The sequence below is a fragment of the Microbacterium proteolyticum genome (assembly GCF_029639405.1).
In the GTDB taxonomy this organism is placed as follows: domain Bacteria; phylum Actinomycetota; class Actinomycetes; order Actinomycetales; family Microbacteriaceae; genus Microbacterium.
In genome coordinates, this window is record NZ_CP121274.1 from 2,581,197 (window position 1) to 2,593,693 (window position 12,497).

The following is a 12,497-nucleotide window of genomic DNA, read 5'->3' on the forward strand; positions in this document are numbered from 1 at the left end:
CGTGTTTCGCGTCAGGGCAGCGAGACGTTCGTGGTGTTGATCGGCACCGCGTAGATGTCTTCGATCGCGTCGGCGAAGTCGGAGACGATGACGTTGCGCTTGATGCTCATCTTCGGCGTGAGGTGACCGCTCGCCTCCGTCCACTCCGTGGGGAGGATCGTGAACTTGCGGATCGACTCCGCACGGGAGACCCGCGTGTTCGCCCGATCGATCGCCCCCTGCACCTCGGCGCGCACCTTCTCGTTCGTCGCCGCGTCGGCGAGCGACAGGTCGGCCGGGAGCCCGTTGTTCGCGAGCCAGGTCGGCAGCATCTCGGGGTCGAGGGTCACGAGCGCGGAGATGAACGGCTTGTGGTCACCCACGACGACGACCTGACCGACGATCGGGTTGGCGCGGATGGGGTCCTCGAGCGCGGCGGGGGCGACGTTCTTGCCGCCGGCCGTGACGATGATCTCCTTCTTGCGGCCCGTGATCGAGAGGAAGCCGTCGGCGTCGAACGCGCCGATGTCGCCGGTCTTGAACCATTCGCCGTCGAACGCCTCGGCGGTGGCCTCGGGGTTGCGCCAGTATTCGGCGAACACGTTGATGCCGCGCACCTGGATCTCGCCGTCGTCCGCGAGGCGTACTCCCACGCCCGGCAGGACGGGGCCTACGGTGCCGATCTTCGACTTCGTCGCCAGGTTCACGGTCGCGGGAGCCGTCGTCTCGGTGAGGCCGTAGCCCTCGAGGATCACCACGCCGAGACTGCGGAAGAAGTGGCCCAGTCGCGGGCCGAGGGGGGCCGAGCCCGAGACGGCGTAGACGATGCGCCCGCCCATGGCGGCGCGGAGCTTCGAGTACACCAGCCGGTCGAACAGGGCGAACTTGATCTTCAGCAGGAGGGGGATCGACTTGCCCTGTTGCTCGCGCTCGGAATGCTCGATGGCCGCCGCAGCGGCGGCGCGGAAGATCTTGCCCTTGCCGCCGGCTTCGGCCTTCTGCTCCGCCGAGTTGTAGACCTTCTCGAACACGCGCGGAACGGCCAGGAGGAACGTCGGCTGGAAGGATCCGAGCGCGGGGAGCAGCTGCTTGGTGTCGGGCTGGTGGCCCGTCTTCACGCCGGCGTGCACGTTCAGCAGGGAGATGAAGCGGGCGAACACGTGCGCGGTGGTGATGAACAGCAGAGTGGAGGCGCCGGGCGTCTCGACGACCTCGTGCAGCGCCTTGGCGGAGTTGCGGGCGAGCTCGACGAAGTTGCCGTGCGTGAGGACGCAGCCCTTCGGGCGACCGGTCGAGCCCGAGGTGTAGATCAGCGTCGCGATGTCGGAGCTGTTGGCGATCGCGCGGCGGCGGGCGATCTCGGCATCCTCGACGTCTTTCCCGCGCGAGACGAGCGCATCGAGGTCTCCGGCGTGCATTGCCCACACCTCGCGCACCAGCGGGAGGTCGCTGCGCACCTCGTCGAGGCGCTGCGCGTGTTCGGGGGACTCCACGATCGCGGCAGTCGCGCCGGAGTCGGAGAGGATCCACGAGATCTGCGTGGGCGAGCTCGTCTCGTACACGGGCACCATGACGGCGCCGGCGTAGAAGAGCGCGAAGTCCACGAGCGTCCAGTCGTAGGTCGTGCGCGCGATGAACCCCACCTTCTCGCCGGGTTGGATGCCTGCGGCGACGAAACCCTTCGCGAGGGCGACGACCTGATGCTCGAAGTCGCGGGCGGAGACGTCGCGCCAGCCGGAGCCGTCGGGAACGGCGAACAGCGCCCGGTCGGGCGTCGCCGCCACCCGGTCGGCGAGCAGGTCGGACGCGTTCGCGGACGGGTCGGCGGGAACGACGGGAGGAAGGTCGAACTGGATCACGGCAACTCCTTTGTGTACCGGAAAGAAGGTCGATCGGTCCGACGAGTCTAGTCGTACGTCGCCGCCGCCCCCGGCGGCCCCGGCGGTGTCGGCGCGGTTCCGCGCTGATGACTAGACTGCTGCGGGCCGAGCCGCGGGGCTTGCCGGGAGGGGAGCGCGGTGCGCAACATCGGTATCGACATCGGCGGCACGAAGATCGCCGGGGGAGTGGTCGACGAGGACGGCACGATCGTCGAGAAGCTCCGGGTGGACACCCCGATCGATCCCGCCGCGCTCGTGGATGCCGTCGTCGACATGGCCGATCACCTCCGTCGCTCGTACGAGGTGCACGCCATCGGCGTCGCCGCGGCCGGGTTCATCAGCCGCGACCGCAGCACCGTCATCTACGCCCCGAACATCGACTGGCGCGACGAGCCGTTGCGCGCCCGCCTCGAGGGGCGCCTGGACACGCCGGTGACGATCGAGAACGACGCCAACGCCGCCGGGTGGGGCGAGTACCGCTTCGGTGCCGGTCAGGGCGTCCGCGACATGGTCATGCTCACCATGGGCACCGGCGTCGGCGGGGCCGTCGTCTCCGACGGCGAGCTGTTCCGCGGCGGCCACGGCATCGGCGCCGAGCTCGGCCACCTGCGCTTCGTCCGCGGCGGGCACCCGTGCGGATGCGGGCAGAACGGATGCCTCGAGCAGTACGCCTCCGGCCGCGCGCTGCAGCGCGAGGCCAACGCGATCGCCGACGAGGGCGGCATCGGAGCGGCACTGGCCGCCGTCCGTGCGGAGAAGGGGGCGATCCCGGGGCCCGCGGTCTCACGCCTGGTGCTCGCCGGCGACGCCGGTGCGCTCGAGGCGCTGCGGCGCGTGGCGACGGCCCTCGGCGAGGCGTGCGGTGGTTTCCAGGCGGTCCTCGACCCCGAGCTGTTCGTGATCGGCGGGGGAGTGGCGCAGCTGGGCGCCGATCTGCTCGTGCCGGTGAAGCTCGCGTACGAGACCTCTCTCCCGGGGTACGGTGAACGTCCGGTGGCGGAATTCACGATCGCGCGGCTGGGCAACGACGCCGGTCTCATCGGGGTCGCCGACCTCGCCGGGAAGGAGCGCTGACGATGTTCTACTGGCTCATGAAGTACGTGGTCATCGGACCGGTCATCAAGGCCGTGTTCCGTCCGTGGATCGTGGGCCGACGGAACATCCCCGGCGACGGCGCGGCGATCCTCGCCAGCAACCACCTGTCGTTCTCGGACTCGATCTTCCTCCCGCTCATGATCGACCGGCGCATGGCCTTCCTCGCCAAGAGCGACTACTTCACGGGGCGCGGTCTCAAGGGCTGGGCGACGCGCCTGTTCTTCACGGCCACGGGGCAGCTTCCGATCGACCGCTCGGGCGGCAAGGCCTCCGAGGCCTCCCTGAACACGGGCCTCGGCGTCCTCGGCCGCGGCGAGCTCCTCGGGATCTACCCCGAGGGCACCCGCAGCCCCGACGGCACCCTGTACCGCGGACGCACAGGGATCGCGCGCATGGCGCTCGAAGCGCGCGTGCCCGTCATCCCCGTCGTGATGGTCGACACCGGTGCGGTCATGCCGATCGGCCAGCGCCTGCCGCGCGTCGGGCGGGTGGGGATCGTCATCGGCGAACCACTCGACTTCTCGCGGTTCGAGGGGATGGAGAGCGATCGCTACATCCTCCGCTCGGTCACGGACGAGATCATGGTGGCCCTCCAACGGCTCGGCGAGCAGCGGTACGAGGACGTGTACGCCTCCACGGTGAAGGACCGTCTGGCCAGTGCGCAGGCGGCGAAGGCGCCGTCGGCCCGCCACTAGACTTCAGGGGTGAATCAGCAGCTCCACGACCTCGACCACTGGCGGACCCTGCCCATCAAGCAGCAGCCCCAGTGGTATGACGAGGCCGCGGTGGCCGCGGCATCCGCCGAACTGGCCACCCTTCCGCCGCTCGTCTTCGCCGGCGAAGTCGACATCCTCCGCGACCGTCTGGCCCGGGCCGCCGCCGGTCAGGCCTTCCTCCTCCAGGGCGGTGATTGCGCCGAGACCTTCGCCGGTGCCACCGCGGAGCAGATCCGCAACCGCATCAAGACCGTTCTGCAGATGGCGGTCGTCCTCACCTACGGCGCGTCGATGCCCGTGGTGAAGATGGGCCGGATGGCGGGGCAGTTCGCCAAGCCCCGCTCCAGCGACACCGAGACCCGCGGCGACGTGACCCTCCCCGCCTACCGCGGCGACATCGTCAACGGGTACGACTTCACCGAGGAGTCCCGCAAGGCCGATCCCGCGCGCCTGCTGAAGGGGTACCACACCGCCGCTTCGACGCTGAACCTGATCCGCGCGTTCACGCAGGGCGGCTTCGCCGACCTCCGCGAGGTCCACAGCTGGAACAAGGGCTTCGCGTCCAATCCCGCCAACCAGGCGTACGAGAGCATGGCGGCCGAGATCGACCGTGCGATCAAGTTCATGGAGGCCGCCGGCGCGGACTTCGACGAGCTGACGCGCGTGGAGTTCTACACCGGCCACGAGGGTCTGCTCATGGACTACGAGCGCCCGATGACCCGCATCGACTCGCGTACGGGCCTGGCGTACAACACCTCGTCGCACTTCCAGTGGATCGGCGAGCGCACCCGCGAGCTCGACGGCGCGCACGTCGACTACTTCTCGAAGATCCGCAACCCCATCGGGGTCAAGCTGGGCCCGACGACGACGCCCGAGACGGCGCTTGCCCTCATCGACAAGCTCGACCCCGAGCGCGAGCCCGGTCGGCTCACGTTCATCACGCGCATGGGCGCGGGCAAGATCCGCGACGCCCTTCCGCCGCTGCTCGAGGCCGTGCGCGCGTCGGGCGCGACGCCCCTGTGGGTCACCGACCCGATGCACGGCAACGGCATCACCACGCCGACGGGGTACAAGACGCGGCGCTTCGACGACGTCGTCGACGAGGTGCGCGGGTTCTTCGAGGCGCACCGCTCCGTGGGCACGCACCCCGGTGGCATCCATGTCGAACTCACCGGAGACGACGTCACCGAGTGCCTCGGCGGCTCGGAGCAGATCGACGAGGCCACCCTCGCGACGCGCTACGAGAGCCTGTGCGATCCGCGTCTGAACCACCGTCAGAGCCTCGAGCTCGCGTTCCTCGTGGCCGAGGAGCTCGAGAACCGCTGACCCGGCTGCACGACAGACGCCCCCGATCCGTGTGATCGGGGGCGTCTCTCGTGCGGTGAGGGCTACAGCGTGGGCGTCAGCGTGACGGTGCTGCCCTGTGGCGCGTTCGTTCCCGCCTTGGGGTTGGTCGAACGGACCTTGTAGATGTCCCAGTACTTGAAGCCGAGGGGGAGCGTGCCGTCGTCGATCCCGGCGTTGACCTCGAAGCCCAGGCCTTGCAGCGTGGTGACGGCCTCGCGGATCGTCATCCCGACGACGTTCTCGGGGATCTGCACCGGTCGGGGCCCGATCGACACGCGGAGGGTGACGGTGTCATTCGGGCGCCAGTTGCCGCCACCGTCGCGATCGCCGATGCCGATGACCGTGCCCGACGGAACGGAGTTGCTGTACTCCTCGGACGTGGTGGTCTGCAGCTGCGCGTCGCTCATCGCCCGCTCGGCCTGCGCGGTGGTGAGCCCCACCACGTCGGGGATCGGGCCCAGCGACGTCACGAGCGCGGCCGCATCGCCCTCGAGCACGGTGCAGCCCTGGGTGCAGTCGATCGCGTCGCCACCGGCGCGCGGGGTGATGCTGACCCCGAGTACGGTTCCCGCCCCCGCGTCCGTGAACTCCGACGTCGTGCCGGACACTCCGATGTAGGCCGACTCGAGGATGCCGTTGACCTCGTCCGTCCCCTTGCCGGCGAGGGCGGGCAGGTCGTGCGAGGCCGGGCCGATCGAGACGAAGACCGTGACCACGGTGCCCTTGTCGAGCCGGACGTCGACCTCGGGGTCGGACCCGACCGTGGTGCCCGCCGGAATCTCCCGATCGTTGACCTCCTGCGCCTGGGCGCCGAGCTGCTCCTGGGTGAGCAGGGCCTCGGCCTGGGCGAAGCTCATCCGTGAGACGTCGGGCACCGCCACGAGCGACCCGGGTCCCGACCCGAACCACCATCCGGCGGTCGCGGCGCCGGCGGCGAGCATCAGCACGAGCGCGAAGAGCCAGATGCCGCGCGTGGTGCGGCGACGCGTGCGCTGGCTCAAGCGCGTGGCGTTGTCGACGTCGTCGTGCGGGGTGGACGGCACGACCGCGGTCTGCGGCAGCACCTTGGTCAGTTCGCGGGATTCCTCGGCGCTGGCCGCCACGGTGCCGACGGCGACGGCCCGCGCCACCTGCGGCGCGAGGCCCAACTCCTTCTCGATGTCGCGCAGACGGGCGAGCATCGCCCCCGCGTCGAGCGGGCGCTCGGCGGGCTCGCGCTCGGTGGCCCACAGGACCAGCTCGTCGAGCTGCTCGGGGACTCCCGGGTTCTTCGCGCTCGGGCGCGGAACCGAGTCCGTGGCGTGCTGATAGGCGATCTGCATCGGCTGCTCGCCCTTGTAGGGCTGCTCGCCGACGAGCATCTCGTAGAGCACGATGCCGAGCGAGTAGATGTCGCTGCGGGCGTCCGCCGTGCCGCGCGTGACGAGCTCGGGCGCCAGATACGCGATCGTGCCCATCAGCTGCGCACCGCTGGCGGTGTTGGCGGTGGTGGCGCGGGCGAGTCCGAAGTCGCCGATCTTGATCCGGCCGTCCTCGGCCAGCAGGACGTTCTCGGGCTTGACGTCGCGGTGGACGATGCCGGCGCGATGCGCGGCCGCGAGGCCCGACAGGATGGCATCCATGATCGTCAGGGTCTGATCGACCGTGAGGCGTTTGTGCTCGCGCAGGAGCTCGCGCAGTGTGATCCCGGGCAGGTACTCCATGACGAGGTACGCCATGTCGCCGTCCTGGCCCTGGTCGAAGACGTTGACGACGTGCGGGTCGGACAGTCGCGCAGCCGACCGCGCCTCCTGGATGAAGCGGCTCTGGAACACGGTGTCGTCGCTGAGATGGCCGTGCATGACCTTCAGCGCGACCCGGCGCTCGAGGCGCAGGTCGGTCGCGACGTACACGGTCGCCATGCCGCCGCGCGCGATGCGCGCGCGCACCCGGTACCGGCCGTCGACGAGACGGCCGATCAGCGGGTCGGCCTGCTGACTCGTGCTCACGGGTCGAGTCTACGGAGCGCCCCCTGGGAGCACGGGGAGCGGCTCACCTTCGCATCAGCCGAGAACCGCGATCCAGGTGGTCGCCGGGGACTCCCACTGCGCGTAGCGATCGGGGTACGCCGAGATCTGCACCGCCTGCGCGGCGTCGGCGTAGGCCATGCCCTCCCATCCGGGGATGTCGAGCAGGCCGCGGGTCGCCGAGCCGTTGGGGTCGCCCGCGCCGCCGTAGAAGACGCGCGTCGCGCGTTCGCGGTCGAGGATCTGATCGGGCGCTCCCCAGCCGCTGCTCGGTCGCTGCTGGAAAAGACCCAGCGAGTCGCGGTCGCCCCAGTCGAGGTTGCGGAGCCACGATTCCTGCATGGCGGTGCCGAGGGCGATCGCGATGCCGCGGTCCGACACGCCCAGCTCCCGGCCGATGCGGATGATGAGCCGGGCGTTGTCCGCCTGTTCGGCGTCGAGGCCGGGCGCCGTCGCCGGACCCGCGGATGCCGCGACCCCGGTCGCCGCGGCGGATCCGGCCGAGGGGATCTGGAGCGTCTCGCCCGGGTAGATGATCGACGCGCGGGTCAGGCCGTTCGCCGCCAGGACCGCGTCGATGGAGACGCCGTTGGCGGCGGCGATGGCCGACACGGTGTCGCCGGGGCGCACCTCGTGCGTGCGCCCGCTCGGCGCGGGAGCAGGGGGTGCCTCCGTCGTCGCCGCCGGGGGAGTCGCCGGTGCGGCGGGGACGAGCGCGAGCACCTGTCCCGGCCGGATGATGCTGCCCGCCTCGAGGCCGTTCGCCGCGAGGACGGCGGCGGTGTCCAGCCCGTGCGCGCGGGCGATCGCCCAGACGGTGTCGCCGGGCTGCACGGTGTACGACACCGGGGGTGCTGCGCTCGCGCGGACGGGGGAGCCGAGCGTCGCGGGTGCGGGGGGCACGGCGGACAGGGCGGGCGCCGGCGGGGCGGCGTGCGCCGCGTTCTCGCCGGAGAGGGCGAGCGCGATCGTGCCGGCCACGGCTGCGGGCCAGACGGTCAGGCCGCGCGGGCGCGCGGACAGGGGAGGGAGTCGTCGCATGGTGGGGGATCCGTTCTTCCGACTGCCCGCCACCGTCGCACGCGACGTGACGGATGTCAACGCATGAGGTTGTTGTGACGGGTGTGACGGATGCGGTTCGCGTGCTCGTTCCCGAGCCGGGATGAGATAGTGGCAGGGTGACCGACACGCCCCGCTTCGCGACCGAATGGCTGACCCTTCCCGACCTCGTCGAGGTGCTCGGGGAGCCTCTCGGGCGCGTCCGCCGACTGCTGGACGACAACTACCTGGTGGGCACGCGACGCGACGGCGTCCTGCGGGTGCCGGCGGTGTTCATCGTCGACGGTCGCCCGCTGCCGTCGCTGCGCGGCACGATCATCGTGCTCCACGACGTCGGGTTCGACGCCGACGAGACCATCGACTGGCTCTTCACGCCGGAGGAGACCATCGGAGTCGCCCCGATCGAGGCGCTCCTGGCCGGACGCAAGAGCGAAGTGCGCCGCGTGGCGGCCGCGCTGGCCTGAGCCCGATCCGTCGACCGCGTCAGGACGTGCGACGCGTCGCGGCGCGGGCGAGTTCCCGGAGCTCCGCGACGGCTTCCCGGCCCAGGTGCGCTCCGTCGAGAGCGCCTTCGGCCTGACGCTCGTACTCGACGATGAGCTGCTCGGTGCGTTCGAGCGCACCCGTGTCGACGATCGTCTGCTGCAGGTCGCTGATGCGCCCGGCATCCAGGGTCCTGTCGCCGAGCAGGGCGTCGAGCTCCGCGCGGCGCTCGACGGACAGCGCCTGGCGGGCGTACGCGACGAGGACGGTGCGCTTGCCTTCGCGCAGATCGTCGCCCGAGGGCTTGCCGGTCACCGCGCTGTCGCCGAACACTCCGAGCACGTCGTCGCGCAGCTGGAACGCCATGCCGATGTCGTGCCCGAAGCGTCCGAGCGCGTCGAGCTGGGCGTCGTCCGCGCCCGCGAGAGCGGCTCCGATCTGCAGCGGTTTCTGGATGCTGTAACGCGCCGACTTGTAGGACGCGACGCGCAGCGCGCGATCGGCGTGGTCGTCGTCGTCGTGGACGGCGTACGCGGACTCCTCCGCGACGTCGAGGAACTGCCCGATCGTGACATCCCGACGCATGTCCGCGTACTGGCGCCGGGTCGCCGGGGCCGTGGCGAGGTCGGCGAGGGATTCCTCGAGCAGGTCGTCGCTCCACGCGACGAGCAGGTCGCCCAGAAGGATCGCCGCGGAACGGCCGAATGCCTCGGGATCGCCGGCCCAGTGCGCGTCGACATGCGCGGCCTGCAGGGCCCGATGGGCCGCGGGCTGTCCGCGCCGCGTGTCCGAATTGTCGATCAGGTCGTCGTGGACGAGGGCCGCCGCCTGGAACACCTCGAGGGCCGCCGCGACCCCGACGGCGGCGGTGTCCGGAGCCGTCGGGGCGCCCGCGGCGACCTCGTCGACGGCACGCCGTCCGGTCAGCAGGAAGCGGGCGCGCAGACGCTTGCCGCCCCGCAGGGAAGCGGCCCCGGCACGGGCCATCTTCTCGGCCTCGGACCCCAGCGCGGAGGCGTACGATATCTGTTCAGACACGAACTTGTCGAGTCGCTGAGAAACGGCTTCGATCGGTTCCGGGGAGGTCGACACGGGCCTAGCCTAGTGATCCACGCCCCGCGTAGAATCGAACGTACTGAGCAATAGAGGGGGACGCATGCCACTCTCCGAACAGGAGCAGCGTCTGCTGGACGAGATGGAACGCCATCTCATGAGTAACGACGCCGACGTCGTCACCGCTCCGAGTCGCGCGCTCAGCTATCGCAACATCGTCCTCGGGTCGATCCTCGTGCTCGCCGGTCTCGGCGCCCTCATCGCGGGCGTCTCGATCGGGTTCAACACGGGCGTCCTCGGTATCGCGGTGGGTGTGGTCGGCTTCCTGGTGATGGTCGGCGGCGTGGTCTTCGCCGTCACCCCCACGCGCAGCTCCTCGCGACTCCCGTCAGCCCGCGCCGCCTCGGGTGCGCGTGCCCCCCGCGCGTCGGGTGCCTCCTTCATGGATCGCATGAACGATCGGTGGGACCGCCGCAACGAAGGGCGCTGACCCTCCTCCTCGCTTCACCTGAACACCGGCTCTTCGGAGCCGGTGTTTTTTTGCGTCCGCGGTGACCGCCGCGAGCGGCGTGAGAATCGCTCCCTTTCCCTCCACTCGGGGGCCCGCTCGTGTCGCGCGCGGTCGGATGCCGCGGATCGACGCGGATGTCGGACCCCGCCGTTGAGCGGGGGAAGACCCTACACGTCACGGATTCCCCGCGGAAGACCCGCATTCTGATGGCGAAGTGGAGGCCAGTGGAGTAAAGTGGGGGAAACTTCGCAGGCCGGACGAAGGGGGTGGACGCCCGAATGCTGCTCGGCACGCACACTCCCAAGCTCGACGACAAAGGGCGCGTCATCCTGCCCGCGAAGTTCCGTGACGATCTCGGAGCCGGAGTGGTGATCACCCGGGGGCAGGACCGCTGCCTCTACGTGTTCAGCACCGAGGAGTTCGAGCGCGTGCACGAGCGGATCCGCGAGGCGCCGCTCAGCAACAAGCAGGCCCGCGACTTCCTGCGCATGTTCCTCTCCGGGGCCAGTGCGGAGAAGCCCGACGGGCAGAACCGCATCACCGTCCCCCCGGCGCTGCGCGCGTACGCCGGCCTCGATCGGGAACTGGTCGTCACCGGTGTCGGCGCCCACGCCGAGATCTGGGACGCCACGGCCTGGAACGCCTACGCCGAGAGCAACGAAGAGACCTACGCCGAGATGGAGCAGGAGGTGATCCCGGGACTGTTCTGATCGCGGGCTGTGATTCCCAGCCGCACGCCCTGACGCACTTCCCCGGCGCCAGGTCGAGCGGATGGGGATCAGAGCCCGCGACCTCCCCCCGTCATCATGGACATCCGCGACATTCACACCCCCGTCCTGCTCGAGCGCTGCGCCGAGCTGCTCGGCCCGGCCCTCCAGCGCGAGGGAGCCGTCTTCGTCGATGCCACCCTCGGCATGGGCGGCCACTCCGAAGCGTTCCTCGAGCGGTTCCCGACCGCGCGTCTGATCGGTCTGGACCGCGACACCGACGCCCTGCGCATCGCGGGGGAGCGCCTGGCCCGGTTCGAAGGCCGTACGACGTTCGTGCACACCGTCTACGACGGCATCGCGGATGCCGTGGCCTCGGCGGGCGTCGACAAGGTCGACGGCATCCTGTTCGACCTGGGAGTGTCCTCGCTCCAGCTCGACGAAGCCGCGCGCGGGTTCGCCTACGCGCAGGACGCCCCGCTGGACATGCGCATGGACCAGACCTCCGGCGTCACCGCCGCCGAGGTGCTCGCGACGTACGGCGAGGGCGACCTCCGCCGCATCTTCGAGCGCTACGGAGAAGAGAAGCTGGCGGGCCGCTACGCCCGCGCGATCATCGCCGCGCGGCAGCAGGCGCCGCTGGAGCGTTCGGGCCAGTTGGTCGACGTGCTCCAGGCGGCGACGCCGGCCGCGGTGCTGCGGGAACGGCATCCCGCCAAGCGCGTCTTCCAGGCCCTGCGTATCGAGGTCAACGCCGAACTGTCGGTGCTCGAACGCGCGATCCCCGCGGCCCTGAGCGTCCTCGGCGTCGGGGGGCGCATCGTCGTGCTGTCCTACCAGTCGCTCGAGGACCGCCTGGTCAAGCGGGTGTTCGCCGAAGCGTCGGCATCCACCGCTCCCCGCGGCCTGCCGGTCGAACTCCCCGAGCACGCCCCCAAGTTCCGGCTGCTCGTGCGCGGCGCCGAACTCGCCGGCGACGAAGAACGCGCCGCCAACCCGCGTGCCACCCCCGTGCGTCTGCGTGCGGCCGAGAGGATCCAGGAGGACGCATGAGCGCTCCCCAGACCATCGACGCGGCGTTCCTCCCGGAGTTCCCCGTCCCCGTCCGCGAGCCCCGACGGCTCCACGCGGTCGACGCGCCCGCGCGTCGACGTGTGCCGCGACGCGCCTTCGGCGTCATCGCGGTGCTCGGGGCGGTCCTGATCGCGCTCGTGCAGATGGGTCTGTCGATCCTCACCACGCAGAGCTCGTTCGAGATCTCGTCGCTCACCCAGCAGCAGCGGGACCTCACGTACCAGAAGCAGATCCTCTACGACGAGGTCGCCGGGCTGAACTCGCCCCAGTACCTCGCCGCGAACGCCGCCGCGCTCGGGATGGTGATCGACGAGACGCCGACCTACCTGCGACTGAGCGACGGTGCCGTCATCGGCGCCGGCAAGCCCGCCGAGGGCGCCTCCTCCGTGGATGCCATCGGTCGCGGGTCCGTTCGCAACGCCCTGATCGCGGGGGTCCCCCTCGTGACCGACCCGCAGCAGGCCGCGGGGCCCGCCACCGACGCCACGACCACCGCTGACGCGGCCACCGATGCGACGGCTCCGGCGACCGGTTCCGCGACACCCCCGCCGATCAGCGACGGTCTGCCGACGCCCGCGACACGATAA

12 protein-coding genes are annotated in these 12,497 nt (G+C 70.7%); 8 read left to right on the top strand and 4 right to left on the bottom strand.

The window, feature by feature from the left end:
* Positions 1-11 precede the first annotated feature (11 nt).
* Positions 12-1,838, bottom strand: a complete 1,827-nt coding sequence (locus P8R59_RS12955; RefSeq protein ID WP_278101406.1) for an AMP-dependent synthetase/ligase — start codon at positions 1,836-1,838, stop codon at positions 12-14.
* Between the two features lie 159 nt (positions 1,839-1,997).
* Between P8R59_RS12955 and P8R59_RS12960 the strand changes: the two genes are divergently transcribed.
* Genes P8R59_RS12960 through P8R59_RS12970 form a run of 3 tightly spaced genes read left to right on the top strand, consistent with a single transcriptional unit; the run spans position 1,998 to position 4,996 of the window.
* Positions 1,998-2,933: an ROK family glucokinase gene (locus tag P8R59_RS12960; protein WP_278101407.1), complete on the top strand. Its 936-nt coding sequence runs from the start codon at positions 1,998-2,000 to the stop codon at positions 2,931-2,933.
* 2 nt (positions 2,934-2,935) lie between these two features.
* On the top strand, positions 2,936-3,649 hold the full coding sequence (locus P8R59_RS12965; protein WP_077049875.1) for a lysophospholipid acyltransferase family protein: 714 nt from the start codon (positions 2,936-2,938) through the stop codon (positions 3,647-3,649).
* Between the two features lie 9 nt (positions 3,650-3,658).
* Entirely contained in the window at positions 3,659-4,996 is a 1,338-nt protein-coding gene (locus tag P8R59_RS12970) for a class II 3-deoxy-7-phosphoheptulonate synthase (RefSeq protein ID WP_077049876.1), read from the top strand.
* A 62-nt stretch (positions 4,997-5,058) separates the two neighbouring features.
* Here the strand turns inward: P8R59_RS12970 and pknB are convergent, their stop codons facing one another.
* Together pknB and P8R59_RS12980 are read right to left on the bottom strand one after the other, a co-directional pair.
* Entirely contained in the window at positions 5,059-7,005 is a 1,947-nt protein-coding gene (gene pknB, locus P8R59_RS12975; protein ID WP_278101408.1) for a Stk1 family PASTA domain-containing Ser/Thr kinase, read from the bottom strand.
* A gap of 54 nt (positions 7,006-7,059) precedes the next feature.
* Positions 7,060-8,064, bottom strand: coding sequence for a LysM peptidoglycan-binding domain-containing protein (locus tag P8R59_RS12980; RefSeq protein ID WP_278101409.1), 1,005 nt, complete (start codon positions 8,062-8,064; stop codon positions 7,060-7,062).
* A gap of 137 nt (positions 8,065-8,201) precedes the next feature.
* Between P8R59_RS12980 and P8R59_RS12985 the strand changes: the two genes are divergently transcribed.
* Positions 8,202-8,546: an Rv2175c family DNA-binding protein gene (locus P8R59_RS12985; protein ID WP_278101410.1), complete on the top strand. Its 345-nt coding sequence runs from the start codon at positions 8,202-8,204 to the stop codon at positions 8,544-8,546.
* A 19-nt stretch (positions 8,547-8,565) separates the two neighbouring features.
* Here the strand turns inward: P8R59_RS12985 and P8R59_RS12990 are convergent, their stop codons facing one another.
* Positions 8,566-9,657: a polyprenyl synthetase family protein gene (locus tag P8R59_RS12990; RefSeq protein ID WP_278101411.1), complete on the bottom strand. Its 1,092-nt coding sequence runs from the start codon at positions 9,655-9,657 to the stop codon at positions 8,566-8,568.
* 64 nt (positions 9,658-9,721) lie between these two features.
* Here P8R59_RS12990 and P8R59_RS12995 point away from each other — a divergent pair, with 64 nt between their 5' ends.
* From P8R59_RS12995 to P8R59_RS13010, 4 genes are all read left to right on the top strand, one after another.
* Positions 9,722-10,108 carry a DUF3040 domain-containing protein gene (locus P8R59_RS12995; RefSeq protein WP_278101412.1) on the top strand — a complete coding sequence of 129 codons (387 nt, stop codon included), beginning with the start codon at positions 9,722-9,724 and terminating at the stop codon, positions 10,106-10,108.
* Positions 10,109-10,407: 299 nt separating this feature from the next.
* Positions 10,408-10,839, top strand: a complete 432-nt coding sequence (gene mraZ / locus P8R59_RS13000) for a division/cell wall cluster transcriptional repressor MraZ (RefSeq protein ID WP_076490712.1) — start codon at positions 10,408-10,410, stop codon at positions 10,837-10,839.
* Positions 10,840-10,935: 96 nt separating this feature from the next.
* Positions 10,936-11,889, top strand: coding sequence for a 16S rRNA (cytosine(1402)-N(4))-methyltransferase RsmH (gene rsmH / locus P8R59_RS13005; RefSeq protein ID WP_077049882.1), 954 nt, complete (start codon positions 10,936-10,938; stop codon positions 11,887-11,889).
* Positions 11,886-12,497, top strand: a complete 612-nt coding sequence (locus P8R59_RS13010) for a hypothetical protein (protein WP_278101413.1) — start codon at positions 11,886-11,888, stop codon at positions 12,495-12,497. Before rsmH ends, P8R59_RS13010 begins: the two co-directional genes overlap by 4 nt.